Source organism: Afipia sp. DC4300-2b1, from assembly GCF_049895725.1.
GTDB lineage: Bacteria > Pseudomonadota > Alphaproteobacteria > Rhizobiales > Xanthobacteraceae > Afipia > Afipia broomeae.
The window spans coordinates 482,254-507,770 of the sequence record NZ_JAFCSX010000003.1; the positions used below are offsets into that span (position 1 = coordinate 482,254).

Sequence of the window (25,517 nt, forward strand, 5' to 3'; positions counted from 1 at the left end):
AATGGTCGGCATTTGTTGCACACCAACCGTGGCTGAAAGGTGAACGCGGCGCTGATTAGGGGGAACCTGCCATTCCGGCGACAGTCCCAACCGTCATTGCGGGCGAAGCGAAGCAATCCATTCCTGGGAAAGCTGGATTGCTTCGTCGCTTACGCTCCTCGCATTGACGGAAAAGAGCGATCAGGACGCGGCCGGGAACAGCCGGTAGCGCCGAGGCTGAAGGCTGACGACGTCGCCGGGCTTGAGATCGCGGTCGCGCGGCGCATCGATCTCGATCAGGGTCTCGGTCGCGCCGTTGTGCAGCACCACGTCGGCGCGCTGGGTCGGGCCGAACGCCCGCACATGCTTGACGTCGCCCTCGAAGATGCCGCTGCCGTTCGGTACGATCGAGACGTCATGGCGACGGATGAACAGGTTCGACGGACCCGACGCGGCGTCGCGCGGCTCGAGGTTCAGAACCTTGTCGCCGAGCCGGACCTTGCCGTCGGCCACCTGCACCGGCAGCACGATGGATTCGCCGATGAAGCCGTGAACGAAGGCGGTGGCCGGATTGTCGTAAACGTCACCAGGCGTGCCGATCTGTTCAATCTTGCCCTTGTCCATCACCACCACGCGGTTGGCGACTTCCAGCGCTTCTTCCTGATCGTGGGTGACGAAGATGGAGGTGACGTGAATCTCATCATGGAGCTGGCGCAACCAGCGGCGCAGCTCCTTGCGCACCTTGGCGTCCAGCGCGCCGAACGGCTCGTCGAGCAGCAGGATGCGCGGCTCGATGGCGAGCGCACGCGCCAGCGCGATGCGCTGCCGCTGACCGCCAGACAACTGGCTCGGATAGCGGTCCGCCAGCCAGTCGAGCTGCACCAGATCGAGCAACTCCTTCACGCGTTTCCTGATGTGCGCCTCGTCCTTGCGGATCGATCGCGGCTGCACGCGAAGACCGAACGCGACGTTCTCGAACACGCTCATGTGGCGGAACAGCGCGTAGTGCTGGAACACGAATCCGACGTGGCGCTCGCCGGCGCCGCGGGACAGCGCATCCTCGCCGTCGAAGATCACCGAGCCTTCGTCCGGCCAGTCGAGGCCGGCGATGATCCGCAGCAGCGAGGTCTTGCCCGAGCCTGACGGGCCGAGGAGCGCCACCAGCTCGCCGGTGGCGACCTTGAGATCGACGTGATCGAGCGCGGCAAAGGCACCGAACTTCTTCACGATGTTGCGGACTTCAATCGTCACTTGCGGTCTGTCCTTCTTCGAGATGGCTTTCGAGGACCGTTTTCACGATCAGCGTGACGAGCGCCAGGAATGCGAGCAGCGAGGCGATCGCGAACGAAGCCACAAACTGGTACTCATTGTACAGGATTTCGACGAGCAGCGGCATGGTGTTGGTCTCGCCGCGGATATGGCCCGAGACCACCGAAACCGCGCCGAATTCGCCCATGGCGCGGGCGTTGCACAGCAGCACGCCGTAAAGGATACCCCATTTGATGTTGGGGATGGTGACGCGCAGGAAGGTGCGCAGGCCGGATGCACCGAGCGAAATCGCCGCCTCTTCCTCCTGGGTGCCCTGCTCCTGCATCAGCGGGATCAGTTCGCGCGCCACGAACGGAAACGTCACGAAGGTTGTCGCCAGCGCAATGCCGGGCACCGCGAACAGGATCTGGACGCCATGCTCCATCAGCCAGGTGCCGAAATAGCCCTGCGCGCCGAACAGCAGCACGAACACCAGACCCGAGATCACCGGACTGACGGAGAACGGAAGATCGATCAGGGTGATCAGAAACACCTTGCCGGGAAATTCGAACTTTGCGATCGCCCACGCCGCGATCACGCCGAACACGAGGTTCAGTCCCACCGAGATGACCGCGACGGTCAGCGTCAGCCTGATTGCGGACAATGCCTCCGGATCGGAGAGCGCGGCGAGATAGGCGCCGATGCCTTTCGAGAACGCTTCGGTGAACACCACGACCAGCGGCAGCACAACGAAGATCGTCAGGAAGCCGACGGCAATGGTGATGAGAAACCAGCGCACCAATGCGGGCTCGGTTCTGACCTGATACGCGGGCGCGATGCGTTGTTTGGTGGCCATGACGCCGCTCAGACCGAGACCGCGACGCCGCGCGTTTGCGCCCAGCGTTGAATGCGGTTGATGGTGAAGATAATCAGGAACGAGACGACCAGCATGATGACAGCAATCGCCGTCGCATCCGCGTAACGAAACTCCGACAGCCGGATCACGATCAGCAGCGGCGCGATTTCCGAGACGTTCGGCAGGTTGCCGGCGATGAAGATGACAGAGCCGTACTCGCCGACGGCCCGCGCGAACGCCAGCGCAAAGCCGGTGAGGATCGCCGGCGTCAGGCTTGGCAGGATCACGCGCCGGATAATGTCCCAGCGCGACGCGCCAAGACTTGCGGCGGCTTCCTCGACCTCGACTTCAAGATCAAGCAGCACCGGCTGGACCGTGCGAACCACAAACGGAAATCCGATAAAGATCATCGCAACGAAAATGCCGATCGGCGTGAAGGCGACTTTAATGCCCCACTCCGCCAGCGGCGCGCCGAGCCAGCCCTTCTGCGCGAACAGCGCCGTCAGCGCCACGCCCGCAACGGCGGTCGGCAGCGCGAACGGAACGTCAACAATGGCGTCGAAGATGCGGCGGCCGGGAAACCGGTAACGCACCAGCACCCAGACGATCACCATGCCCATCACCAGATTGACGATGGCGGCGAGGAACGCGAGGCCGAACGAAATCTTCAGCGCGTTGAGGGTGCGGCGGGCGGTGAGAATGTCCCAGAACTGGAACAGGCTCAATTCCGAGGTCTTCAGGAAGAGGCCCGCGAGCGGAATCAGCACAATGATCGACAGCCATGTCAGCGTCAGCCCCATGGTAAGGCCAAAACCCGGCAATGCCCGTCGTCGTCCTGCTCCTCCGCTCACGATGCCCCCATCACTCCGCGATCAGATCAGTTCTTGTAGATCTGATCGAAAACACCGCCTTCACCGAAGTGCTCCTTTTGCGCCTTGGTCCAGCCGCCGAACACGTCGTCGATGGTGAAAAGTTCAACCTTTGCAAAGGCGTCCGCGTATTTCTCGCCGACCGCTGCGTCGCGCGGGCGATAGAAATTCCGCGCCGCAATTTCCTGGCCTTCCTTGGTGTACCAGTATTTCAGGTAGGCTTCAGCAGCGGCGCGGGTGCCCTTCTTGTCGGCGACCGTGTCGACCACCGCAATCGGCGGTTCGGCCAGGATCGACAGCGGCGGCGCCACGATCTCGAACTTGTCCTTGCCGAATTCCTTCACCGCGAGGAACGCCTCATTCTCCCACGCCAGCAGCACATCGCCGACGCCGCGCTCGACAAACGTCACCGTCGATCCGCGTGCACCGGTATCGAGCACCGGCACGTTCTTGAAGATGTCGCCGACGAACTTCTTGGCCTTGTCCTCAGAGCCGTACTTCTTCAGCGCGTAGCCCCAGGCCGCGAGATAATTCCAGCGCGCGCCACCGGAGGTCTTCGGATTCGGCGTGATGACCTGCACGCCGCTCTTGATCAGATCGTCCCAGTCCTTGATGCCCTTCGGATTACCCTTGCGCACGAGGAACACGATGGTCGAGGTGTACGGCGACGAATTCTGCGGCAGGCTCTTCTGCCAGTCCTTCTTCAGCAGCCCCTTGCCCGCGATCGCATCGATGTCATAGGCGAGCGCCAGCGTCACCACATCGGCCTGCAAACCGTCGATCACCGAACGCGCCTGCGATCCCGAGCCGCCATGCGACTGCTTGATCTCGATGCTCTTGCCGGTGTCCTTCTGATACGCGGCAGCGAACGCCTTGTTGAAATCACCATAGAGCTCGCGCGTGGGATCGTACGACACGTTGAGCAGCGACACATCCGCGGCAAGCGCCGAGCCTGCCCAGATCAGACTTCCGATCACGAGAAGACGGCTAATCACTGAATTGGGGCGAACCATTTCAAACTCCATTCGAACTGACGACATCATCGCCATCAGGGAAGGCGTGAAATTCTGGAACTCGCGTGGTTATGTCAACGAAACCGGATTTCATTGTTAGCAGGATTGCAGGACAAACGTTCCAGGAAATACCGATTTTCAAGAAGGCAAAATTTTACGAAGTTTTGGTGACGTGAATCCCGCACTCCGTCTTGCCGCGGTCGCGCCAGCGGCCCGCGCGCGGATCCTCGCCGGGAAGCGTGCGGCTGGTGCAAGGCATACACCCGATCGAGGTGAAGCCGGATGCGACCAAAGGATGCGGCGGCAGATTCATCGTTGCATACAGCGCCTTGAGTTCCTCCAGCGTCGCGTTCGCCAGCGGATTGAATTTCAGTCGCGCACCGTCGGCCTCGACGACCGGAATGGCGGCGCGGTCGCCGCCCTGGAAACGCTTGCGGCCATTGATCCAGCCATCGAACGACGACAGCGCACGCGCCAGCGGCTCGACCTTGCGGATGAAACAGCACTGATCGGGATTGGAGAACCACAGGTCGCGGTCCTTGTCCTCGCGCTCCAGTGTATCGTCCAGCGGATGAATGGTGCGGACATCGGTCAATCCGAGCAGCTTCGTCAGCGTATCGCGATAGGCCAGCGTTTCCTCGAACAGCCAGCCGGTGTCGAGAAACACCACCGGAATCGCCGGATCGACATCCGCCGCAATCTTCAGCAGCGCTGCGGACTCGGTGCCGAACGACGACACCACGGCGAGCCTGTCGCGCCCGACAGCCTTGATGGCAGCCGCGATGATCTCTCCCGGCGACGCCTTGGCGAGCGCGCGGTCGAGTTCGGCCGCTTCGGCAACGATCAGCGATGACGACGGTGTCTCGGGAGACTGCGACAGGAATGAGGGTGCAGCAGTGGTCATGAACGCACTCCTTCCGGCAGATGCATCAGCCGGCGGTGAAACGCCGTGACGCGGCCGTCGCCGGTCGGCTGATAGAACACCGAATAACGCTTCGCGACGATGGCGAAAGCTTCGGCGTCGCTCTGCTTCTTCACTTCAAACGCATCGAACCCGGCGCGCAGCATGAACACAAACTGATCGCGGAGCACCTGACCGGTTGCGCGGAGTTCGCCGCGGAACTTGTAACGCTCACGCAGCAGGCGCGCCTGTGTGTAGGCGCGGCCGTCCCGGAACACCGGAAACACCAGCGCCACCGCCGCCAGTCTGCCGAGATATGGCAAGAGATCGTCGACGTCGCGGTTGTTCGGCCAGATCACGCCGGTTTTGTCCTTGCGCGAAAGCGCCTTCTCTGGATCGGCAAGAAACCGCTCGGCCGAGACCAGCACCGCGCCGTCCGCAGGAATCTCCGCGTCGTCGGCAAGATGCACGAATTCGTCGGTGACGATGGCGTTGCCCTTAACGAGTGGCATAGACCCGCTCCTTGAAAGGCTCGACGCCAAGACGCTTCACTGCATCGACGAACAGCTCTTGAGGACGCTGGCGCAGCGCCAGATAGGCCTCGACAATATCCTCGATCACATCGGCCACCTGATCGAACGGCACCGCAGGCCCCACGAGATTGCCGAGCACGGCATTCTCGTCGGCGCGGCCGCCGATGGTGATCTGGTAGAATTCCTCGCCGTTCTTTTCGACGCCGAGAATGCCGATATGGCCGACATGATGATGACCGCAGGCATTGATGCAGCCCGAGATATTGATGTGCAGCCGGCCGATCAGGTTCGCGGTGTCGTGGTTGGCGAACCGACGGGTGATCTCCTGTGCGATCGGAATCGAACGGGCGTTGGCGAGCGAGCAGTAATCGAGACCGGGGCAGGCAATGATATCGGTGACGAGGTTTACGTTCGGCGTCGCGACCCCGATCCTGTCGAGCGCACGCCACAGCGCCGGCAGATCGCGCCTGGCGACATGCGGCAGCGCCAGATTCTGCTCGTGACCGACACGGATTTCGCCGAACGAATACTTGTCCGCGAGATCAGCGATCTCGTCCATCTGCTCGGCCGTGGCGTCGCCCGGAGGTCCGCCCACCGGCTTCAATGACAGCGTGACGATGCCGTAACCGGGCTGCTTGTGCTCGGCGACGGAGTTCTTGTACCAGGCCTCGAAATTCGGATTCAGCAACGCCTTCTTCAGTTCGTCCGGCGTGTCCGAGAGCTTTTCGTACTTCGGATAGAAGAAGCGCGAGCGGATATCCTCGATTTCGGCATTGTCGAGCGCCAGCGCGCCGTCGCGCATCTGCACCCACTCTTCCTCGACCTCCTGCTTGAACTTCTCGATGCCAAGCTCGTGGACCAGGATCTTGATGCGCGCCTTGTAGATGTTGTCGCGGCGGCCGTACTGGTTGTAGACGCGCAGGATCGCCTCGACATAGCTCAGGATGTCGCGGTGGCTGACGAATTCGTTGATGGTCTTGCCGATGAACGGCGTGCGGCCGAGACCGCCGCCGACCAGCACCTCGAAGCCGGTCTCGCCTGCGGCATTCCTGTGAATGCGCAGGCCGATGTCGTGAACCTTGATGGCGGCGCGATCGTGTTCGCTTGCGGTGATGGCGAACTTGAACTTGCGCGGCAGGAACGAGAACTCCGGATGCAGCGTCGAATACTGACGCAGGATTTCCGCCCAGATGCGCGGGTCTTCGACTTCGCCCGGCGCCACGCCCGCCCACTGGTCGGACGTCACGTTGCGGATGCAGTTGCCCGAGGTCTGCATGCCGTGAATGCCGACCTCGGCGAGATCCGCCAGCGCGTCGGGCAGTTCAGCGAGCTTGATCCAGTTGTACTGGATATTCTGCCGGGTGGTGAAATGGCCGTAGCCGCGGTCATACTTGCGCGCGACATGCGCCAGCGCGCGCATCTGCTTCGACGACAGCGTCCCGTACGGGATCGCGATCCGCAGCATGTAGGCGTGCAGTTGCAGATAGACGCCGTTCATCAGGCGCAGGGACTTGAATTCGTCTTCCGTCAGTTCGCCGGACAGACGGCGCGCCACCTGATCGCGGAATTCCAGGACGCGTTCGTTGACGATGGTCCGGTCGAGTTCGTCGTAAGCATACATAACGATTGCCTTGAAGGGTCGCGGCTCAGGCCGAAACGAGAAGATCGATGGTGACGCCTTGCTGGCGGATTTTCTCGCGCAGATTGCCCGGCTGGATACCGTCCTCGCCGATCTCCACCGGCGCGATGTAGGCGCCTACGGCGCCGACGTCATCGGCGACAGATTCAGCGAGCAGGGCGCGCGCATCATCTGCGTTCCGGACGATGGCGGCGTCGGATAGCCTGACCGACCAGCCATGAGAAACGGTACGATAGATCACGGCTCCATCGCCGGTGCGGTTGGCGGTGACGATGGACGGGCCGGTGATTTTGATTTTCTGTTGCAGAGGTGAGGTCATTCGGCAGCCATTAACAGGTCAGAGATGAGGTCATCCGGGTTCGCATTGCGCCACGGGGCGGATCGAGCGACGACGTCGCCGATAATCAGGATTGCAGGACCGCGTTCGACCTGTTCGGCGAGCGCAGGCAGATCGCGAAGCTTGCCGACCACGGCCTTGGCATCTGGCCGGGTCGCGCGCGCGAACACGCCGACCGGCGTGTCGGGCGAGCGTCCAGCGGTCAGCAGGCCTTCGCGAATGGTCGGCGCAGCCGTCATGCCCATGTAGACCACGACGGTCATTTTCTTATCGGTCAGCGCCGACCAGTCGACGTTGCCGGCATCTTCCGCCTTGTGGGCGGTCAGGAAGGTGATGCGCAGCGCTTCCTGGCGATAGGTCAGCGGCACCTCGGACTGGGCTGCGGCGCCCAATCCAGCGGTGATGCCGGGAATGACAGAGTAAGCAACGCCGGCCGCACGCAGCGCCGCAATCTCTTCGCCACCGCGCCCGAAGATAAAGGGATCGCCGCCTTTCAGACGCACAGCACGTTTGCCGGATTGCGCGGCCTCGATCAGCAGACGATGAATCTTGTCCTGCCCGATGCCGGGCTTGCCGACCCGGCGGCCAACCGGCACCCGCGCCGCGTCACGGCGCACGCGATCGAGAATTTCAGGTGAAACGAGGTCGTCATAGAATACGACGTCGGCGTCCTGCAATGCGCGCAGCGCCTTGACCGTCAGCAGGTCCGGATCGCCCGGCCCTGCACCGACCAGCGTGACGAAACCTTCGCCGCCGCTCGCCGCGAACGCCACCGGATCATGAATCGAGATCAGCTTGCGCTCGGCGTCCTGTACGCGCCCCGCAAGAACGTCCGCGCCGATCGGCCCGTCGATCACGCGCTCCCAGAACAGCCGGCGCATCGCCAGGTCGGGAAGCCGCGCCTTGATCGAATCGCGCCAGCGCCCGGCGAAGGACGCGAGATCGCCGATCCGCGCAGGCAGCAGCGCCTCGATGCGCTCGCGCACACGGCGCGCGACAACAGGCGATGTGCCGCCGGTGCCGACGGCGACCACAACGTCACCGCGATCGACGATGGCCGGAACAATGAATGTGGAATGCGCAGTTTCGTCCATCACGTTGACGGGAATGCCGAGGACGCGTGCACGCGCCGCCATGGCGTGACCGGTATCACCGGCGCCCGCGCAGAGAATGGCAATGACATTGGAAAGATCGGCGGTGAGCGGATCGCCTGCGGCGCGCTCAATGCGCCCGGCCGACGCAGCATCGAGCCGCGAGACATCATGATTGCCGTCGGTCGCGAACCATCGCACGCGCGCATCCGCCGCCAGCAGCAGGCGCAATTTTGCCTGCGCAGGCTCGCCTTCCCCCACCAGAACGATGGGGCCGGTTTGCAGATCAAGGAACACCGGCAGAAACCGCATGCGAAACTCCGCTTCCCCATTTACAGGGTTGACTGAAATTATTTTCTATTTATGTATCTTGCAAGCGGCATAAAGAGAAAATTATTTCTTCTACGCTGCGCCGCAAAATTAGAATTTGGTACCACAAACCGCGCGCAAAAGAGATGCATCTTCTCATGACACATCTGGATGGCGATCCGTCCCGTCTGAGTGCCGCTGCATCCCGCGAAACCGATGGCCCGTGGGCGCCGTTCGCGTCCGGGATGGAGTAACGTCATGGCGACTTCTTCCACACCTTCGAAATTGTCCGTGCCTTCCATGGACCATCTCGATGAGCTCGAAGCACAGAGCATCTACATTTTCCGGGAAGCCTTCGCGCGGCTGAAGAAGCTCGCGCTGCTCTGGTCGCTCGGCAAAGACTCCAATGTGATGATCTGGCTGGCGCGCAAGGCGTTCTTCGGCAAGGTGCCGTTCCCGGCGCTGCACGTCGATACCCAAAAGAAATTCCCCGAGATGTACGCCTTTCGCGATCAGTACGCGAAGGAATGGGGCCTCGACCTGAAAGTCGATTTCTGCCCGCCGATCGAGGAGATCGATCCGACGCTGCCGCCCGCCGCACGCTCTGCCGCGCGCAAGACCGAGGGCCTGAAGCTCGCACTCGCCAAGTATGGTTTCGACGGACTGATCGCCGGCATCCGCCGCGACGAAGAAGCGACGCGCGCGAAGGAGCGCGTATTCTCGCCGCGCGGGCTTGAAGGCGGCTGGGACGTGCGCGATCAGCCCCCGGAATTCTGGGACCATTTCAATGCCTCGCCGCCGCAGGGCGCGCATCTGCGCATCCATCCGATCCTGCATTGGACCGAGGAAGACATCTGGGCCTACACCCAGCGCGAAAACATTCCGATCATCCCGCTCTATCTGTCGAAGAACGGCAAGCGCTACCGCTCGCTCGGCGATCAGGACATCACCAATCCCGTTGTATCGAACGCCTCGAACATCGACGAAATCCTGGCCGAACTGAAAGCCACGAAAGTGCCGGAGCGTGCCGGACGCGCGCTCGACCACGAAACCGAAGATGCCTTCGAGCGGCTTCGTGTCGCCGGTTATCTCTGACGTTAGATGAGCGCCCCGATGAACATCGCTGTTTCCAAAATCGAGTCCAAGGCTTCAATCGCCCCCGCGCCGCATAGTGCGACCCGTCCTCAGGTCCGCATCGTCATCGTCGGACACGTCGATCACGGCAAGTCGACGCTGGTCGGACGCCTGCTGCATGAAACCGGCAGCCTGCCCGACGGCAAGCTGGAGATGCTGAAGGCCGTCAGCGCGCGGCGCGGCATGCCGTTCGAATGGTCGTTCCTGCTCGACGCATTGCAGACCGAGCGCGACCAGGGCATCACCATCGATACCACCCAGATCCGTTTCCGCACGCCCTCGCGCGATGTCGTGCTGATCGACGCGCCGGGCCACGCCGAATTCCTGCGCAACATGATCACCGGTGCCTCGCAGGCCGATGCCGCAGTGCTCATCATCGACGCGCTCGAAGGCGTGCGCGACCAGACCCGCCGTCACGGCTATCTGCTGCATCTGCTCGGCGTCAAACAGGTCGCCGTTGTGGTCAACAAGATGGACCGCGTCGATTACAGCGCGGCGCGCTTCAAGGAGATCAGCGACGAGATTTCGGCGCATCTCACTGGTCTTGGCGTCACGCCGACAGCCATCGTGCCGATTTCGGCACGCGACGGCGACGGCGTTGCCGAACGTACCGCCAACATCAACTGGTACAGCGGACCCACGGTGGTCGAGGCGCTCGATGCGCTGACCCCGGCACGGGCGCTGGACGAGCTGGCGCTGCGGTTTCCGGTGCAGGCGATCTACAAGTTCGATGACCGCCGCATCGTCGCAGGCCGTGTCGAATCCGGCAACATCGGCACGGGCGACGAAATCGTGATCATGCCCGCGGGCAAGATCGCCAAGGTCAAGTCGGTCGAGAGCTGGCCGCAGACGCCGTTGCTCGCGCGGCAAGGCGCGGGCCGCTCGGTCGGCATCACGCTCGACCGCGAACTGTTTCTGGAACGCGGCGACATCATCGCGCATTCGCACGCCACGCCCCGCGACACCCGCCGTCTCCATGCCCGGATTTTCTGGCTGCACGATACGCCGCTGAAAGCAGGCATGTCGGTTCTGGTCCGTCTCGGCACCATGGAGACCCGCGCCACCATCGTCGAGATCAACAAGGCTGTTGATCCCGGCGAGCTTGCGAGCGTCGAGACGACCGCGATCGGCCGCAACCATGTCGGCGAAATCGACATTGCGCTGGCGAAGCCCGTCGCAGCCGACCCCTATACCGACAATCCGCGCACCGGACGCCTTGTCATCGAAGTCAACGGCCGCATCGCGGGCGGCGGCCTCGTGCTTAGCGTCGATTCCGGTCAGCGCGCGATTCCCATCGACATCGTGCCGGTCGAATCCGCACTGCGCCCGGAAGAGCGCTCGGCGCGTTACGGTCACGGCGGCGCCGTGGTCTGGCTGACCGGCCTGCCCGGTTCGGGCAAGTCGACGCTGGCGCGCGCTTTGGAACGCAAGCTGTTCAGCCGCGGCGGTTCACCGCTGCTGCTCGATGGCGACACCTTGCGCGCGGGTCTCAACGGCGATCTCGGGTTCTCGCCGAAGGATCGCACCGAAAACATCCGCCGCCTTGCCGAGATGGCGACGCATCTGGCACGCAACGGCCATATCGCCATTGTCGCCGCCGTCTCTCCCTCCAGCGACGACCGGGCACAGGCGCGGCGCATCGCCGACGACCTGTTCCGCGAGGTCTATGTCGCCACGCCGGCCGAGGTCTGCGAAAGCCGCGATCCGAAAGGCCACTATGCCAAGGCGCGCGCGGGCAACCTGCCGAGCTTCACCGGCATCGCCAACGACTATCAGCCGCCTGCCAACGCCGAGCTGACCATCGACACCTCGACACGTTCGGTCGCTGACGCCACCGACGAGATTGAGCGGCTGCTGGCAAATACCGGCGTTCTGTTCGGCGAACTCGGCGATCTCGCCGCCAACATTTAAGAATCCGCTCGACGCGTACAGGAGACTCTATTGCGCAAGACCCTCATCGCTTTCGCCGCCAGCCTCAGCTTCGTCACCGCGGCCCACGCGCAGACGCCGAACACGCTTCTGAACGTGTCCTATGACATCGCCCGCGAACTCTATGCGGCGGTCAATGTCGAATTCGCCAAGCAGTGGAAGGCCAAGACCGGCCAGGACGTCACCATCAACCAGTCGCACAACGGCTCGACGCGTCAGGCCCGCGCCATTCTCGAAGGCCTCGAAGCCGACGTCGTCACCTTCAATCAGGTGCCGGACGTGCAGGTGCTCGCCGACAAGGGCAAGCTCATTACCGCCGACTGGCAGAAGCGGCTGCCGAACAACTCGTCTCCGTACTATTCTCTTCCGGCATTCCTGGTGCGGGCAGGCAACCCGAAGAACATCAAGGACTGGGACGATCTGGTGAAGCCCGGCGTGCAGGTGATCTTCCCGAACCCGAAGACGTCGGGCAACGCCAAGTACACCTATCTGGCCGCCTATGCTTACGCGAAGACCAAGTATGACAGCGCCGAGAAGGCCGACGAGTTCGTCAAGAAGCTGTTTGCCAACGTTCCGGTGTTCGACACCGGCGGCCGCGCGGCGACCACCACCTTCGTCGAGCGTCAGACCGGCGACGTGCTGATCACCTTCGAGGCCGAAACCAACGGCATCCGCGACATCGCAGGCGCCGACAAGTATCAGGTCGTCGTGCCCTCGCAGAGCCTGCTCGCCGAATTTCCGGTAGCTGTGGTTGACAAATATGCCGACAAGCACGGCACGCAGGCGCTCGCCAGGGCCTATCTGGAATTCCTGTACACGCCGGAAGGGCAAACCATTCTGGCCAAGCAGTACAACCGCGTGAACGACAAGACCGTCGCCGAGAAATTCAAGGACAAGTTCCCGGCGGTGAAGCTCGTCACCATCGAAAAGGAGTTCGGCGGCTGGGACAAGGTCAACGCCGAGCACCTCAATCCCGGCGCCAAGCTCGATCAGTTGTTTGGCGGCGCCAACAGATAAGGCGATTTTCGTCATTGCGAGCGAAGCGAAGCAATCCACCGGTCTATGGAAAATGGATTGCTTCGTCGCTACGCTCCTCGCAATGACAGGGAAAGATCGTTTCTTTCACTTCGGAAGTGGATGATTCAATTTGCGACGCCGGGTCATCCCAGGTTTCGGATTGGCGCTGGGAACGACCGTCCTCTATCTCGGGGCGATCGTCCTGCTTCCGCTTTGCGCGCTGCTGCTGAAAGCCTCAGGCATCGGCGCGGCGCAGCTCTGGGACATCCTGTCGTCGCCCCGCACGCTGTCGGCGATCCGGGTCACGGTGTCGATGGCCTTCGCGGCCACCATCTTCAACGCCATTTACGGTTTGCTGCTGGCATGGGTGCTGGCGCGCTACGAGTTTCCCGGCAAGCGCATCCTCGATGCGCTGGTCGATGTTCCGTTCGCGCTGCCGACCGCGGTCGCGGGCCTCGCGCTGACCGCGCTGTTCGCCAAGAACGGCTGGTTCGGTGCGCCGCTCGACAGGATCGGCATCGCGGTCGCCTACACGCCGCTCGGCATCGCCATGGCGATGGCGTTCACCAGCATTCCGTTCGTGGTGCGCACGGTGCAGCCGGTGATGGAGGATCTCGGCTCGGAAGTCGAGGAAGCGGGCCGCTCGCTCGGCGCCAACGATTTCCAGATTTTGTGGAAGATCATCTTCCCTGCGATCTTCCCGGCCTTCCTTGCCGGCTGCTCACTGTCGTTCGCCCGCAGCCTCGGCGAATTCGGCGCGGTGATTTTCATCGCTGGCAACCAGCCGATGAAAACCGAAATCGTCGCGCTGCTGACCTACATCCGGCTCGAGGAATACAACTATGAGGCCGCGGCGGCGATCGCCACGATCATGCTGCTGATGGCATTCGTGATGCTGCTGTTCACCAACGCGGTGCAGGCCTGGCACCTGCGCTATGTCGGGCGCGGGGAAGTCTGATGTCCATTATACCCGATCGCGCCAGCGAACAGGCCGAGTGGATGCATCACCCCGTTGGCGGGGGCACCGTGACGCGGCGAATCGTGCTGTGGACCGTGCTGGTGCTGACGGCATTTTTTCTGGTGGCGCCGCTGGTGCTGATTGTCACCTCGGGTCTCTCCTCCGGCGTGGGCGTTTTCATGCGCAACCTCTCGGAGCCCGCGACGGTCCACGCCATTTTCCTGACCCTGCTGACGGCGCTGATTGTCGTGCCGATCAACATCCTGTTCGGCCTCGCGGCGGCATGGACGGTGACCAAATTCGAGTTCAGGGGACGGACGCTGCTGATCTCGCTGATCGAGTTGCCCTACTCGATCTCGCCGATCGTCGCCGGTGTCGCGTATCTCTTCGTCTATGGCTCGCAGGGCCTGTTCGGGCCGCTGCTTGAATCTCTCGGCATCAAGGTGATGTTCGCGCTGCCTGCGATCTTCCTCGCGAGCCTGTTCGTGACCGCACCCTTCGTCGCGCGCGAACTGATTCCGCTGATGCAGGTGCAGGGCACCGACGAGGAAGAGGCCGCGGTGACGCTCGGCGCAGGCGGCTTCACCACATTCTGGCGCGTTACGCTGCCGAACGTGAAATGGGCAGTGGTCTACGGCGCCATCCTCTGCAACGCGCGCGTGATGGGGGAGTTCGGCGCGGTGTCGGTGGTCTCTGGCAACATCCGCGGCCAGACCACCACGCTGCCGCTTCAGATCGAACTGCTCTATCAGGACTACAATGTCGCCGGCGCCTTCGCCGCCGCGACGGTGCTGACTGCACTGGCGCTGGTCACTATCCTGATCAAGGTGGCGCTGGAACGGTACAGCAGCGAAGTACCGCACAGCGGAATTGGCCACTAACCGCTGCAGAATGGCTTGTGAAACGCAGCGGTTGACGGCCCCTGCGGACAGGGTGGTATACGCCTTTCGGACGAGGGAAGGGCCTTCTCATAGGCCCGCCTTTGGCGCTAAAACCTTCCGCACGACGCCACTTTTCCGTGGCCATCACCACCTTACCTGAGGCCTCAAAACAGCGTTTCAAAACGCCGTTTTCCGTGGGATTTATCATGAAACGTATCGACGCCAGCGGTCTTAAGATCGCTCCTGTTCTGTTCGACTTCATTGCCAAGGAAGCAACCGCCGGCACCGGCGTTTCAGCCGACGCCTTCTGGGACGGCCTTGCCGGAATCGTCAAGGATCTGGCTCCCCGGACCCGCGAACTGCTCGCCACCCGCGATGCGCTGCAGGCCAAGATCGACGGCTGGCACAAGGCGAACAAGGGCAAGGCGTTCGACATGAATGCCTACACCGCCTTCCTGAAGGAAATCGGCTACCTGCTGCCGGAGCCTGCCGCAAAGGAAGTTCAGACCGCGAATGTCGATGAAGAACTCGCCTCCATGTTCGGGCCGCAGCTTGTGGTTCCGCTCACCAATGCGCGCTACTCGCTGAACGCGGCGAACGCCCGCTGGGGCAGCCTCTATGACGCGCTCTATGGCACCGACGCGATCCCGCACGATCCGTCCGAGGCTGGCCGCGGCTACAACAAGGCGCGCGGCGACAAGGTCATCGCCAAAGCCAAGGCGTTTCTCGATTCCGCCGTGCCGCTCGCGACCGGCAACCACAGCGACGTCACCGGCTATCACATCGAGCACGGCCAGCTCGCCGCCAAGCTCAAGAGCGGCAACGCCACCGCGCTCAGGAACAAGGCCCAGCTCCTGGGCTATCAGGGCGATGCCGCCTCCCCGGCCTCGATCCTGCTGGTCAACAACGGCCTGCACATCGACGTGCAGATCAGCCGCAACAGCCCGATCGGCAAGGACGATCCGGCCGGCGTCGCCGACATGATTCTCGAATCCGCCGTCTCGACCATTCTCGACATGGAAGACTCGGTTGCCGCCGTCGATGCCGAGGACAAGGTCCTGGTCTACCGCAACGTGCTCGGCCTGATGAACGGCACGCTGTCGGCCGACTTCGAAAAGGGCGGCAAGACGCTGACCCGTGCGCTCAATGCCGACCGTGTCTACACCGCGGCGGACGGCAAGGGCGAAGTGAAGCTGCACGGCCGCAGCATGATGCTGATCCGCAACGTCGGCCATCACATGTTCACGGATGCCGTGCTCGACAGCTCGGGTGAGGAAATTCCGGAAGGCCTCCTCGACGCCGCCGTTACCGGCCTGCTCGCGCTTCACGACCTGAAGGGCAAGACCAAGCTGAAGAACAGCCGCAAGGGCTCGGTTTACATCGTCAAGCCGAAGATGCATGGCCCGGATGAAGTCGCGCTGACCGTCGATCTGTTCGGCCGCGTCGAGAAGATGCTCGGCCTTCCGGCCAACACCATGAAGGTCGGCATCATGGACGAGGAGCGCCGCACCACGGTGAACCTCCAGGCGTGCATCCAGAACGCCGCGCAGCGCATCTGCTTCATCAACACGGGGTTCCTCGATCGCACCGGCGACGAAATCCATACGTCGATGGAAGCAGGCCCGATGATCCGCAAGAACGACATGAAGGCGCAGCCCTGGATCAAGGCTTACGAGGACTGGAATGTCGACATCGGTCTGGCCAACGGCCTGCCGGGTCACGCCCAGGTCGGCAAGGGCATGTGGGCCGCTCCCGACAAGATGGCCGACATGCTGGCGCAGAAGATCGCGCACCCGCAGGCCGGCGCATCGACCGCGTGGGTCCCCTCGCCCACCGCCGCAACGCTGCACGCCCTGCACTATCATCAGGTGGACGTCGGCGCGCGCCAGAAGGAACTGAAGAGCCGTCCGAAGGCGAAGCTGTCGGACATCCTGACCATTCCGGTGTCGCAGTCGAACTGGGCGCCGGACGACGTCAAGCAGGAGATCGACAACAACTGCCAGGGCATCCTCGGTTATGTGGTGCGCTGGATCGATCAGGGCGTCGGCTGCTCCAAGGTGCCGGACATTCACGATGTCGGCCTGATGGAAGACCGCGCCACGCTGCGCATCTCCGCGCAGCACCTCGCCAACTGGCTGCATCAGGGCGTCGTCACCAGGGATCAGGTGATGGAGTCCCTGAAGCGCATGGCGGCGATCGTGGACAAGCAGAACGCAGGCGATGCGCTCTACAAGCCGATGGCGCCGAAGTTCGACGGCGTCGCATTCCAGGCCGCCTGCGACCTGATCTTCAAGGGCCGCGAGCAGCCGAACGGCTACACAGAATTCATCCTGCATGCGCGCCGCAAGGAAGCGAAAGCGGCAGGCTGATCGGCCGACTTGATTGACGTGAAGATGAAAACCCCGGCGCACGCGCCGGGGTTTTTGTTTGAGCGGGATACCGATGGCATCCGTTTTACGGTTTACGCCATCTTAACAACGGGTCGTGAATGATCGATTCGGTGGCACGCCTCGCGCTGACCACCCTCAAAGACGGTCCCGCCCTTCCTGCGCGAATGCAGGCTTCAAACAAGGAAGAAGAACTCTATGCGTGCATCGCTTGCCACGAAGCTGTCCTCTATGGTCGCGATCGGCCTCGCCGCAGTCACCGGCGCCAGTCTCTGGATTGCGGACGCCAGCATCGAATCCGAACGGCAGGCGGTCGGACGGCAGGCCGAATTCAAGCAGTTGGGCGCCGATCTCGCCGCCGGCTCCGACCTGCTGACCAACGAAGCGCGGCGATACACCATTTTCGGCGAGAAGAAGCATTACGACACGTACTGGCGCGAGGTAAATCAGACCAAAACCCGCGACCGCGTCGTCCAGCGCCTGACCCAGCTCGGCGCGCCGAAGGCTGAACTGGACTTGATCGAAAAGGCCAAGGCCAATTCCGACGCTCTGATCAAGACCGAGGAAGCGGCGATGGCCGCCGTGCAGAAAGGCGATCTCGAGCAGGCCCGCAAGCTGATGTTCGATACGAACTACGATCGCAACAAGGCCGTGATCGTGCAGCCGCTCGATGAATTCCAGAGCAAGATGAACACCCGTGCCAGGCTCGAAGCGGAAAGCGCCCAGAACCGCGCACGCTGGATGGGCAACATCGCCGAGGTGATGACCATCCTGTCCGCCGTCACTTTTATCGCGATCCTCTATTTCGTGTTCAACCGCCGTGTGGTCACGCCGCTGACTCAGCTGGTCACCGTCGTAACGCGCCTTGCCAAGCAGGACTACGCCGCCGAGGTGCCGAACACGCAGCGGCAGGACGAAATCGGCGACATGGCGCGCGCCGTGCAGGTCTTCAAGCAGAACGGCATCGATCGCGAGCGGCTGGAAGCCGAGCAGCGCAACGAGCGCTCGGCAAAGGAACGCCGCGCCGCGCAGATGGAGCGGCTGACGCTCGAGTTCGAAGGAAAGGTCGGCGATCTCGTTCAACTCCTGTCGAAGGCGTCGAGCGACATGCAGATGACAGCTCAATCGATGTCGGCGACCGCGGAAGAAACCAACCAGCAGTCCACCGCCGTCGCTTCCGCCGCGGAAACGGCGTCGCTCAACGTCGAATCGGTCGCCGCGGCGGCAGAGGAGCTTTCATCGTCGATCGGCGAAATCAGCAGGCAGGTCACGCAGTCGGCGACCATTGCCAACACCGCAGTGGCCGAGGCTCAGCGCACCGACCAGACCGTGCAGGCGCTTGCCCAAGGAGCCCAGAAGATCGGCGAAGTGGTCACGCTGATCCAGACCATTGCGTCGCAGACCAACCTGCTTGCGCTCAATGCCACGATCGAAGCGGCTCGCGCGGGTGAAGCCGGGCGCGGCTTTGCCGTCGTTGCGACGGAAGTCAAAAGCCTCGCCACCCAGACCGCCAAGGCCACCGAGGAAATCTCGGCGCTGGTGGACGAGATTCAGATCGCCACGCGCGATGCCGTCGGCGCGGTGCAGAACATCGGAACGACGATCAACGACATCAGCAAGATTGCGTCCGCCATCGCTGCCGCAGTCGAAGAGCAATCCGTGGCAACCAAGGAGATTGCCCAGAACGTGCAGCTCGCTTCGGCAGGCACCGCGGAAGTCACCGCCAACATTGGCGGCGTACGGCAGGCGGCAACCGATACCGGTTCCGCTGCCGAGAAGGTACTTGGTGCCGCTGGCCGGTTGTCGCAACAGTCCGACGAATTGCAGAGTGAGGTTCGCGTGTTCCTCGGCAGCGTGAAGGCGGCGTAGCGGGAACGTTCGCGCCACCCCATCGTTATCGGTCTTTCCAACACTGGAGGATGACGATGGATTGGAACCGCGTTGAAGGTAACTGGAAGCAGTTCAAGGGCGCCGCCAAGGAAAAATGGGGCAAGCTCACCGATGACGATCTCAATGTCATCGAGGGCCGCCGCGAACAGCTCGAAGGAAAGCTCCAGCAGCGCTACGGCTATGCCAAGGACCAGGTCAAAAAGGACGTGGATGACTGGTTCGGAACACTGAAGTAAGTGACACCTCGTTCAGACTGAAAAAGCCCCGGCATCGCCGGGGCTTTTTGTTCGTCTCGCGCACTGTGCCCGTGTGAGTTGATCCAAACACCCTCCACCCGCTCATTCCCGCGCAAGCGGGAATCCAGTTATCTGATCTGGTCCCCGCTTTCGCGGGGACGAGCGGAGGTCGATACAACTTCAGTAAACCGAAAAACTGACGCTTAAAACACCGCGAGATATTTCAGAATCGAAATAATACCGATGATGATGACGATGGCGCGGACGATCTGCTTGGCGCGGCCGTCGATCGGCAACAGGTTGACGAGATAAAGAACAAGAATGACGACCAGGAATGTAATCAGGACGCTGATAAGCAAAGACATGGTAACCCCTCATGAATCGGTTCGGCTGGGTGCGAGAGCCATGTCCCGTATCCCGGTACGTCAACCATTCCACTGAGGTTTGGTTCCCTTTAGGGAACAACGATCATGGTCGTGCTTACTGCGCCGCGACGACGGGCAGCCGCTCGAACTTCTCCCGGACGGATTTCGGCGCCGGCGTAAAATTCAGCGCGGCGCTGCGGCGGCTGCTGTTCGCGACCATCAGCCCGTCCGCGCCGGCGACGATGTCGCCCTTGCGCAGGGTCGGATCGTCTTCGATCTTGACGGGGGCCAGTCCCACCGAATCCTTGCCGTTGCAGGTGCAGCCGGAGACCAGCTCCTTGCGATAGCGGAATGCGTTCGGCAGGTCCGAGTAAGATCTGCCCGTATCGCTCGATGCGTTGTCGATCGATCCGCCGTGAAAGATTTTTGTTTCTGTGGCCGGACAGAAGCTTCTACAGGCTTCCGCCTTGGTCTGGCCGTCAGATGCTGTGACCGGGAAGTAGCGGCCATCGCAGGTCCGCACGCAGTACGTCGTCGATCCGCCGCTATAGCTGCCGCCATAGATGTTGACCCGCCTGTTCGCCTGCGCTTCGCCGAACGGCGATGCGAACGGCATTGACGGCTGCGGACTTGGGTTATCGTTAAAGGCACCGCCGAAAAAAGAGGAAAAGAAGTCGCGCGCATGCGCTGACGATGCACTGAAGGACACTGCGGCAAGCCCCATCGCGACGGCAGCCGCCATCGACCGGTAATACAACTTTCCCTGGCGCATCATGCCCCCTTCAGCCTCGGTCCATCCGCTACACTGCATGCTCAAATTTTCGCTCAATACAATCCGGACAATTTGACGTTCTGTGACGTGTGCGGCGCCGTGTCGCTGACGCGAAGCGGCTTCGGCGCGCCTGCCCTCGGCACCACTCGTTCCTTGCTCACACCCGCTTCGAGACGGCTGCTCTTCGGCAGCACGATCACCTTGGTGCCGACCGTGACGCGGCTGGCCAGATCCTGGACGTCCTCGTTGGTCAGACGGATGCAGCCGCTGGAGACGAACTTTCCGATAGTGGACGGATCGTTGGTGCCGTGGATGCGATAGGAGCTGGAGCCGAGATACATTGCCGCTGCGCCCAGCGGATTTCCTGGCCCCCCTGCTACGAAGCGCGGCAGATAGGGCTGGCGCGCGATCATCTCTGCCGGCGGATGCCAGTCCGGCCATGCAGCCTTGCGAGATACGGTCTGGACGCCTGACCAGGTGAAGCCCTCGCGGCCGACGCCGACGCCGTAGCGAATGGCGCGGCCGCCGCCCAGCACGTAGTAGAGCGTGGTATTGCCGGTATCGATCACGATGGTGCCCGGCGCTTCGCGGCTCTCGAACGAGACGATCTTGCGCTGCAGCCGCTCGGGCAGAACCGTGGCGCTGTCGTCCTCGGTTACGTCCGGCGATGGCAGTGACCGCTGGTCGGACCAGAACGTCCCTTGAGACGATCCCTGGTAAACCCCAGCATATCCAAGTGTTTGAGACATTGCCGGTGTCGCCAGAAAGGCCGGGAGTGCAATCGCCGCGACGGCATAACCGCGGACGGAGCAAAGGGATGCGGAGAAGAACCGGGAAATGGATTTCGAAGACACTGAATTCGCCTGCATCGAATGTGTCATGACCTGCCTCGAGTTCTGCGATGGCATCGTGTGATGCTGATACAGAGCGAACGCGGGCTTACCGCTTTTGGTTCCGAACGCACCTCATCCCGAAATGATTTGTGAGAACCGGCAGCCAACAGGTTCAAGCCGCGGCGGCGGAACATTGGGACTGCCTGACGGTTAGCGGTTCCTGAAGCCGGAGCATGACAGTGGGCCCCGGCGCAAATCGAGGACTTTAGTCATGTCTCTAGGCACCATTCTCGTCATTATTTTGATTCTGATTCTGCTCGGCGTCATTCCAAGCTGGGGCCATAGCGCGAACTGGGGTTACGGCCCGTCAGGTATCGTCGGCACCATCCTGGTGATCGTGGTCATTCTTCTGCTGCTCGGCAGAATCTGACCATGGCCAACGTGCGCCGAGAGGTGCGCGAGACAAGGAATCCGGCGGTGACAACACCGCCGGACGAGCGCAAAGAACGACGACCTCGAGCCGTGAGCCGCGCGGACATTGTTTCGTTCTCTTTGGTTGCATTATTGATTATCAGCGTCATTGCCGTTCTGTACGTCGCGCGGGCCTTCTTCCTGCCCACGGTCACCGCCCTGGTGATCGGAACGATGCTCTCCCCCGCCGCAAAATTTCTGGAGCGATACGGAATCCCCCGATCTGTCTCGGCGGTCCTTATCGTGTCCGCGACCTTTGCCGGGCTCGCCTTCATGATTGCGCTGATCTCCGCGCCGGTGATGGAATGGTCGACGCGGCTTCCGGAGCTTGGCCCATCGCTGAAGGACAAGTTTCACGTCTTCGACCGCCCGCTTGCGTTCTGGCATCAGTTACAGATTCTGTTCGGAACACCGGCCACGCCCGGGGAGCCAACTTTTTCTTTCCCAAAGATCGAATGGGTCCAGCCGACGCTGGAATTTCTGTCTCCAACGCTCACCGAGATCCTGCTGTTCTTCGCGGTCCTCGTGCTCTTCATTGCAAGCTGGCCCGACCTGCGCCGCGCCCTGGTGCTGAATTTCACCGATCGTGACGAGCGGCTGCGCGTCTTGCGTATCCTGAACGAGATCGAAAGCAATCTCGGCGGCTATCTTCTGACGGTGACGCTGATCAATATGGGCCTCGGCATCGCGACGGGACTGATCTGTGCCGCCACGGGAATGCCCAACCCTGCGGGTCTCGGCGCACTCGCCGCAACGCTGAACTACATTCCGATCATCGGTCCGATCGTGACATTCCTCGTCCTCGCCGCGGTAGGTGTCATCACATCATCCACTCTCGCCGGCGGATTGGCGGCCGCAGGCGGCTTTGCTGTGGTGGCCTTTATTGAGGGACATTTCGTGACCCCGTCGATCATCGGCCGGCGGCTGGCGCTGAATGCGCTCGCGGTCTTCATCGCGCTCGCTTTCTGGACCTGGCTGTGGGGGCCGATGGGGGCGTTTCTGTCGTCGCCGATCCTGATCGTCGGCCTCGTCCTCAAGGAGCACTTGATGCCGGTCAAGGACACCCAGTTACCGGAGGGGTAAGCGATGGAACCTTCGCATCCGCGGTGCGTTTCCGCACCGAGCATGCGGCTATCGGGAGTTTTAGATGTCTAGCACCGACGGTGAAGACGCAATGAAGAACATGACGGACAAAGCCACCTATGAACGCCTTCAGAAGGATGTAGACGCCGTGAAAAATGATATCTCAGCACTCGCAGACCAGATCTCGGATGTACTCGAAGCATTCAAGGGCGACGCCCGCAAGCAGGCCAAACGGGCCTACAAGCAGGCACGATCGGAGGTCGATTCCGTGATGTCCGATGTCGGCAAGCGTGGAAGCGAAGCACTGGACGCGGCGCAGGAGTATGCCGGCACGCTTGAGGAATCCCTCGAAGATGCGATCACTCAACGCCCCCTCGCCGCCGTTGGCCTGGCCGTCGGGCTCGGCTTCCTGATCGGGGTGACGTGGCGCCGTTGATGTCAGCAAATTTCTGGCGCTGCCGGACCCCGCCGGCGGCGCCGATGCATGCTTTCGTTGACGGATATTGATCGGATTCTCGATGCTTCAGAAATTCATGGATGACTTCCGGGAGAGCACCGGCAGCGCATTACGGCTTACCTCGCTGGCGATTGCGGTTGCGGTCTGCCTCTTCATCACGACGGCGTTCCTGTGTGCGGCCGCCTTCGTCTTCGTGCTTCAGAAATACGGCCTCCTGCAAGCCTGCTTCGCGGGAGCCGGAGTGTTTTTCGTGGCGACGATACTGGCTGCGATCAGCTATGCCGTGCGCAAGCGGCAGATCAGGAAGCGGCCCGTTGAAGCGGCGAACTCCACCATGCAGACAGCCCTCAGCGATCCCATGGTGCTCGCCGCCGGTTTGCAGATCGTGCGAACGATCGGACTCAAGCGCATTATACCACTGATCGCGGTCGGCGGCATTGCGCTGGGCGTGATGGCGAGCCGCCGCGCAGCTCCCGACGATGAACCCGAGGAGGGGTAAACCGCTATCGCAAAATAAAAAAAGAGCGCCATCTGGCGCTCTTTTTTTATGCCGACTTAGCGGAAGGATCAGGTGATGCAGCGCCCAGGCGCAAGCTGTCTCGCGACGGCGGTGAGAACGCTTACAACGGGCTCGCACGCAACAGGGCGTGTCCCCGCGGACGATCCCCTGCCTGTACCAACTGTCGATGGAGCCTTGCGCGCAGCCTCAGCGGCGTCACCCGAAGGCATCCGCACCATGACCGAGGAGTCGGTCATGCCGGGGACCTTGAAGGAGATCGTCACGCCGCCCCGAACAGCCGCCACAGGATCGCGATCGCCCTTGGCCGAACGATCCACATTGACCGCCGTCGATTCACCGGCCGGCATGGCCGCCGCCGCCTCGCCGCGCTGGACCGGACCAAGCAAATCGTTTCCTGCCGACACTTCAAGATGCACGGCACCCAGTGCCAGCACCGCGGCCACCACTCCGAGAGTTCCAGAAGCGAGGTTTGACATCTGCCGCCCCTACGTTGCCATGCCGCATGATCACGGCTTTCGGATTCAACGTGGTCCGCCCGGCTTTCGTTCCGGGCTCGGCAGCGCACCGCCGGAGAAAAAAGTTTTGAGCGACCTGGAACACTTTTGCGTGGCGGGCGTCATCCCCGAAGCCGGTCAATCCCCCTGCCCCTAATCGACCGGCTCACGGGGGTGTGGTCGTGGTGATGCCGACCGCACCCCTTTCTTTTTGTCTCGCTGGAATGCGGTCATACAAAAAGCCGGAGCACGGGATGTCCGCGTTCCGGCTTCTGTCGCAGTCTCTTGTGCTCGATGCCTGATGTCTCAGGAAGCCGCCGCCTTGGGCCGGCTGCGCGAGTTACGCTGGAAGAACAGCGCCTGGCTTGCCACAGCCGACACCATGGCCGGCTGGAACGGTTTCGAGATCAGGAAGGCCGGTTCAGGCCGCTCGCCGGTGAGAAAACGCTCGGGATATGCGGTGATGAACACCACCGGCACCTCAAAGGTCTTCAGCAACTCGTTTACGGCATCGAGCCCCGAACTGCCGTCGGCGAGCTGGATGTCAGCCAGGATCAGACCTGGCTTCTTGGACTTCGCCAGCGCAACGGCGTCGGTGTGGGTGCGTGCCACGCCGATGACATTGTGTCCGAGGTTCTTGACCAGGCTCTCCAGATCCATCGCGATGAACGTCTCATCTTCGATGATCAGCACATCGGTTGCGATTTCCGCGGCCAGTTCGCGGCCGGCAGTATCTGCCAGTTCACGAACCTGTGTGATTTCCGTATCGAGGATATGAGCCACTTCCTCCTCAGAGAAACCTTCGAGCGAAAGCAGCAGGAAGGCCTGACGCGGAAGCGCCGTGAGATTTGTAAGCCGCTGTTCGGAGGCCTGCGCGGGCCCCTTGTCGGCGCTCTCGTTCAAGGACACGGAATTCCAGATCTGCGTGAACAGCCTGAACAATCCCACGCGCGGCCCCAATTTTTCTTCCAGCAGCGATGGGTCTTGCAGCAGGGCTTCAAGCATGGCTGCGACATAGGCATCTCCCGATGCCTGGCTTCCGGTCAAAGCGCGGGCATACCGCCGCAACAGTGGCAAATGTTCAGCTACGAGCTGAGAACGAGACATACCCCCTCCAATCGGTCTTAAATTCAGGTTTGGCCCGGCAACGCGATTGAAGCGACCGCCGGTTCCCCCGCTTCGGACTATCTACGCATAAATCGGAGAAAAGTTCCTCCCGGTCGGAACTTTCCGCTTACCCCCCCGTTTATGACTGGATCAGGCGGGCTAAAGCTTCGCCGGGGGACAAAAACTCCCGTATTTCTAGCTAGTTAGC

At 62.1% G+C, this 25,517-nt stretch carries 26 protein-coding genes; 12 read left to right on the forward strand and 14 right to left on the reverse strand.

Going from position 1 to position 25,517, the window contains the following annotated elements; all coding sequences use genetic code 11:
- Positions 1-180: 180 nt before the first annotated feature.
- From ACP7AL_RS14770 to cysG, 9 genes are all read right to left on the reverse strand, one after another.
- Positions 181-1,230 (reverse strand): sulfate/molybdate ABC transporter ATP-binding protein, encoded by a 1,050-nt coding sequence (locus tag ACP7AL_RS14770; protein WP_425992401.1) that lies wholly within the window; start codon positions 1,228-1,230, stop codon positions 181-183.
- Positions 1,220-2,083 (reverse strand): sulfate ABC transporter permease subunit CysW, encoded by an 864-nt coding sequence (gene cysW / locus ACP7AL_RS14775; protein ID WP_425992403.1) that lies wholly within the window; start codon positions 2,081-2,083, stop codon positions 1,220-1,222. The genes ACP7AL_RS14770 and cysW (ACP7AL_RS14775) overlap by 11 nt, the downstream gene beginning before the upstream one ends.
- Positions 2,084-2,091: 8 nt before the next feature.
- Positions 2,092-2,934 (reverse strand): sulfate ABC transporter permease subunit CysT, encoded by an 843-nt coding sequence (cysT, locus tag ACP7AL_RS14780; RefSeq protein WP_081758564.1) that lies wholly within the window; start codon positions 2,932-2,934, stop codon positions 2,092-2,094.
- 26 nt (positions 2,935-2,960) lie between these two features.
- Positions 2,961-3,965 (reverse strand): sulfate ABC transporter substrate-binding protein, encoded by a 1,005-nt coding sequence (locus ACP7AL_RS14785; protein WP_425992405.1) that lies wholly within the window; start codon positions 3,963-3,965, stop codon positions 2,961-2,963.
- Positions 3,966-4,119: 154 nt separating this feature from the next.
- Positions 4,120-4,869, reverse strand: a complete 750-nt coding sequence (locus ACP7AL_RS14790) for a phosphoadenylyl-sulfate reductase (RefSeq protein WP_425992407.1) — start codon at positions 4,867-4,869, stop codon at positions 4,120-4,122.
- Positions 4,866-5,378 (reverse strand): DUF934 domain-containing protein, encoded by a 513-nt coding sequence (locus tag ACP7AL_RS14795; RefSeq protein WP_425992409.1) that lies wholly within the window; start codon positions 5,376-5,378, stop codon positions 4,866-4,868. Before ACP7AL_RS14795 ends, ACP7AL_RS14790 begins: the two co-directional genes overlap by 4 nt.
- Entirely contained in the window at positions 5,365-7,020 is a 1,656-nt protein-coding gene (locus ACP7AL_RS14800; protein WP_425992411.1) for a nitrite/sulfite reductase, read from the reverse strand. The genes ACP7AL_RS14795 and ACP7AL_RS14800 overlap by 14 nt, the downstream gene beginning before the upstream one ends.
- A gap of 25 nt (positions 7,021-7,045) precedes the next feature.
- Entirely contained in the window at positions 7,046-7,357 is a 312-nt protein-coding gene (locus ACP7AL_RS14805; protein WP_006022695.1) for a DUF2849 domain-containing protein, read from the reverse strand.
- Complete coding sequence (cysG, locus tag ACP7AL_RS14810) at positions 7,354-8,778, reverse strand: siroheme synthase CysG (RefSeq protein WP_425992414.1); 1,425 nt, start codon at positions 8,776-8,778, stop codon at positions 7,354-7,356. Before cysG ends, ACP7AL_RS14805 begins: the two co-directional genes overlap by 4 nt.
- A 255-nt stretch (positions 8,779-9,033) precedes the next feature.
- Here cysG and cysD point away from each other — a divergent pair, with 255 nt between their 5' ends.
- The 8 genes from cysD (at position 9,034) to ACP7AL_RS14850 (ending at position 19,207) form a co-directional block, all read left to right on the forward strand.
- The gene (gene cysD, locus ACP7AL_RS14815; protein ID WP_006022697.1) at positions 9,034-9,870 is read left to right on the forward strand and encodes a sulfate adenylyltransferase subunit CysD; all 837 of its coding nucleotides are present in this window, start codon (positions 9,034-9,036) and stop codon (positions 9,868-9,870) included.
- Positions 9,871-9,888: 18 nt separating this feature from the next.
- Positions 9,889-11,820 carry an adenylyl-sulfate kinase gene (gene cysC / locus ACP7AL_RS14820; RefSeq protein WP_425992416.1) on the forward strand — a complete coding sequence of 644 codons (1,932 nt, stop codon included), beginning with the start codon at positions 9,889-9,891 and terminating at the stop codon, positions 11,818-11,820.
- A 30-nt stretch (positions 11,821-11,850) separates the two neighbouring features.
- Positions 11,851-12,855 carry a thiosulfate ABC transporter substrate-binding protein CysP gene (gene cysP / locus ACP7AL_RS14825; RefSeq protein WP_425992418.1) on the forward strand — a complete coding sequence of 335 codons (1,005 nt, stop codon included), beginning with the start codon at positions 11,851-11,853 and terminating at the stop codon, positions 12,853-12,855.
- A gap of 130 nt (positions 12,856-12,985) precedes the next feature.
- Positions 12,986-13,813, forward strand: coding sequence for a sulfate ABC transporter permease subunit CysT (gene cysT, locus ACP7AL_RS14830; protein WP_425992420.1), 828 nt, complete (start codon positions 12,986-12,988; stop codon positions 13,811-13,813).
- The gene (gene cysW / locus ACP7AL_RS14835) at positions 13,813-14,694 is read left to right on the forward strand and encodes a sulfate ABC transporter permease subunit CysW (RefSeq protein WP_425992422.1); all 882 of its coding nucleotides are present in this window, start codon (positions 13,813-13,815) and stop codon (positions 14,692-14,694) included. Before cysT (ACP7AL_RS14830) ends, cysW (ACP7AL_RS14835) begins: the two co-directional genes overlap by 1 nt.
- Before the next feature lie 206 nt (positions 14,695-14,900).
- Entirely contained in the window at positions 14,901-17,063 is a 2,163-nt protein-coding gene (locus ACP7AL_RS14840) for a malate synthase G (protein WP_425992424.1), read from the forward strand.
- Between the two features lie 216 nt (positions 17,064-17,279).
- Positions 17,280-18,950, forward strand: a complete 1,671-nt coding sequence (locus tag ACP7AL_RS14845; RefSeq protein WP_425992426.1) for a methyl-accepting chemotaxis protein — start codon at positions 17,280-17,282, stop codon at positions 18,948-18,950.
- 56 nt (positions 18,951-19,006) lie between these two features.
- Positions 19,007-19,207, forward strand: coding sequence for a CsbD family protein (locus tag ACP7AL_RS14850; RefSeq protein ID WP_002714462.1), 201 nt, complete (start codon positions 19,007-19,009; stop codon positions 19,205-19,207).
- Between the two features lie 203 nt (positions 19,208-19,410).
- Here the strand turns inward: ACP7AL_RS14850 and ACP7AL_RS14855 are convergent, their stop codons facing one another.
- From ACP7AL_RS14855 to ACP7AL_RS14865, 3 genes are all read right to left on the reverse strand, one after another.
- Positions 19,411-19,572, reverse strand: coding sequence for a Thivi_2564 family membrane protein (locus ACP7AL_RS14855; RefSeq protein WP_002714461.1), 162 nt, complete (start codon positions 19,570-19,572; stop codon positions 19,411-19,413).
- Between the two features lie 115 nt (positions 19,573-19,687).
- Positions 19,688-20,344, reverse strand: coding sequence for a DUF2865 domain-containing protein (locus ACP7AL_RS14860; RefSeq protein WP_425992975.1), 657 nt, complete (start codon positions 20,342-20,344; stop codon positions 19,688-19,690).
- Positions 20,345-20,397: 53 nt separating this feature from the next.
- Positions 20,398-21,225: a L,D-transpeptidase gene (locus ACP7AL_RS14865; protein ID WP_425992429.1), complete on the reverse strand. Its 828-nt coding sequence runs from the start codon at positions 21,223-21,225 to the stop codon at positions 20,398-20,400.
- A 223-nt stretch (positions 21,226-21,448) separates the two neighbouring features.
- On the opposite strand from ACP7AL_RS14865, the gene ACP7AL_RS14870 reads away from it, so the two are divergent.
- The 4 genes from ACP7AL_RS14870 (at position 21,449) to ACP7AL_RS14885 (ending at position 23,687) form a co-directional block, all read left to right on the forward strand.
- Complete coding sequence (locus ACP7AL_RS14870) at positions 21,449-21,607, forward strand: DUF3309 family protein (protein ID WP_006022707.1); 159 nt, start codon at positions 21,449-21,451, stop codon at positions 21,605-21,607.
- A 2-nt stretch (positions 21,608-21,609) separates the two neighbouring features.
- Entirely contained in the window at positions 21,610-22,731 is a 1,122-nt protein-coding gene (locus tag ACP7AL_RS14875; protein WP_425992431.1) for an AI-2E family transporter, read from the forward strand.
- Positions 22,732-22,795: 64 nt separating this feature from the next.
- The gene (locus ACP7AL_RS14880; protein ID WP_006022709.1) at positions 22,796-23,167 is read left to right on the forward strand and encodes a DUF883 family protein; all 372 of its coding nucleotides are present in this window, start codon (positions 22,796-22,798) and stop codon (positions 23,165-23,167) included.
- Between the two features lie 82 nt (positions 23,168-23,249).
- Positions 23,250-23,687: a hypothetical protein gene (locus ACP7AL_RS14885; protein WP_425992434.1), complete on the forward strand. Its 438-nt coding sequence runs from the start codon at positions 23,250-23,252 to the stop codon at positions 23,685-23,687.
- Between the two features lie 68 nt (positions 23,688-23,755).
- Here ACP7AL_RS14885 and ACP7AL_RS14890 read toward each other — a convergent pair whose 3' ends face one another.
- Positions 23,756-24,184, reverse strand: a complete 429-nt coding sequence (locus ACP7AL_RS14890; RefSeq protein ID WP_425992436.1) for a hypothetical protein — start codon at positions 24,182-24,184, stop codon at positions 23,756-23,758.
- A 324-nt stretch (positions 24,185-24,508) separates the two neighbouring features.
- The gene (locus tag ACP7AL_RS14895; RefSeq protein WP_425992438.1) at positions 24,509-25,309 is read right to left on the reverse strand and encodes a response regulator; all 801 of its coding nucleotides are present in this window, start codon (positions 25,307-25,309) and stop codon (positions 24,509-24,511) included.
- Positions 25,310-25,517: the final 208 nt, after the last annotated feature.

What these genes read in the sequence shown, in the direction of transcription:
- cysW (WP_425992403.1), bottom strand. Translation starts at nt 2,083, where the DNA reads ATGGCCACCAAACAACGCATCGCGCCCGCGTATCAGGTCAGAACCGAG.
- ACP7AL_RS14785 (WP_425992405.1), bottom strand. Translation starts at nt 3,965, where the DNA reads ATGGTTCGCCCCAATTCAGTGATTAGCCGTCTTCTCGTGATCGGAAGT.
- ACP7AL_RS14790 (WP_425992407.1), bottom strand. Translation starts at nt 4,869, where the DNA reads ATGACCACTGCTGCACCCTCATTCCTGTCGCAGTCTCCCGAGACACCG.
- ACP7AL_RS14795 (WP_425992409.1), bottom strand. Translation starts at nt 5,378, where the DNA reads ATGCCACTCGTTAAGGGCAACGCCATCGTCACCGACGAATTCGTGCAT.
- ACP7AL_RS14800 (WP_425992411.1), bottom strand. Translation starts at nt 7,020, where the DNA reads ATGTATGCTTACGACGAACTCGACCGGACCATCGTCAACGAACGCGTC.
- ACP7AL_RS14805 (WP_006022695.1), bottom strand. Translation starts at nt 7,357, where the DNA reads ATGACCTCACCTCTGCAACAGAAAATCAAAATCACCGGCCCGTCCATC.
- cysG (WP_425992414.1), bottom strand. Translation starts at nt 8,778, where the DNA reads ATGCGGTTTCTGCCGGTGTTCCTTGATCTGCAAACCGGCCCCATCGTT.
- cysD (WP_006022697.1), top strand. Translation starts at nt 9,034, where the DNA reads ATGGCGACTTCTTCCACACCTTCGAAATTGTCCGTGCCTTCCATGGAC.
- cysC (WP_425992416.1), top strand. Translation starts at nt 9,889, where the DNA reads ATGAACATCGCTGTTTCCAAAATCGAGTCCAAGGCTTCAATCGCCCCC.
- cysW (WP_425992422.1), top strand. Translation starts at nt 13,813, where the DNA reads ATGTCCATTATACCCGATCGCGCCAGCGAACAGGCCGAGTGGATGCAT.
- ACP7AL_RS14840 (WP_425992424.1), top strand. Translation starts at nt 14,901, where the DNA reads ATGAAACGTATCGACGCCAGCGGTCTTAAGATCGCTCCTGTTCTGTTC.
- ACP7AL_RS14845 (WP_425992426.1), top strand. Translation starts at nt 17,280, where the DNA reads ATGCGTGCATCGCTTGCCACGAAGCTGTCCTCTATGGTCGCGATCGGC.
- ACP7AL_RS14850 (WP_002714462.1), top strand. Translation starts at nt 19,007, where the DNA reads ATGGATTGGAACCGCGTTGAAGGTAACTGGAAGCAGTTCAAGGGCGCC.
- ACP7AL_RS14855 (WP_002714461.1), bottom strand. Translation starts at nt 19,572, where the DNA reads ATGTCTTTGCTTATCAGCGTCCTGATTACATTCCTGGTCGTCATTCTT.
- ACP7AL_RS14860 (WP_425992975.1), bottom strand. Translation starts at nt 20,344, where the DNA reads ATGCGCCAGGGAAAGTTGTATTACCGGTCGATGGCGGCTGCCGTCGCG.
- ACP7AL_RS14865 (WP_425992429.1), bottom strand. Translation starts at nt 21,225, where the DNA reads ATGACACATTCGATGCAGGCGAATTCAGTGTCTTCGAAATCCATTTCC.
- ACP7AL_RS14870 (WP_006022707.1), top strand. Translation starts at nt 21,449, where the DNA reads ATGTCTCTAGGCACCATTCTCGTCATTATTTTGATTCTGATTCTGCTC.
- ACP7AL_RS14875 (WP_425992431.1), top strand. Translation starts at nt 21,610, where the DNA reads ATGGCCAACGTGCGCCGAGAGGTGCGCGAGACAAGGAATCCGGCGGTG.
- ACP7AL_RS14880 (WP_006022709.1), top strand. Translation starts at nt 22,796, where the DNA reads ATGTCTAGCACCGACGGTGAAGACGCAATGAAGAACATGACGGACAAA.
- ACP7AL_RS14885 (WP_425992434.1), top strand. Translation starts at nt 23,250, where the DNA reads ATGCTTCAGAAATTCATGGATGACTTCCGGGAGAGCACCGGCAGCGCA.
- ACP7AL_RS14890 (WP_425992436.1), bottom strand. Translation starts at nt 24,184, where the DNA reads ATGTCAAACCTCGCTTCTGGAACTCTCGGAGTGGTGGCCGCGGTGCTG.
- ACP7AL_RS14895 (WP_425992438.1), bottom strand. Translation starts at nt 25,309, where the DNA reads ATGTCTCGTTCTCAGCTCGTAGCTGAACATTTGCCACTGTTGCGGCGG.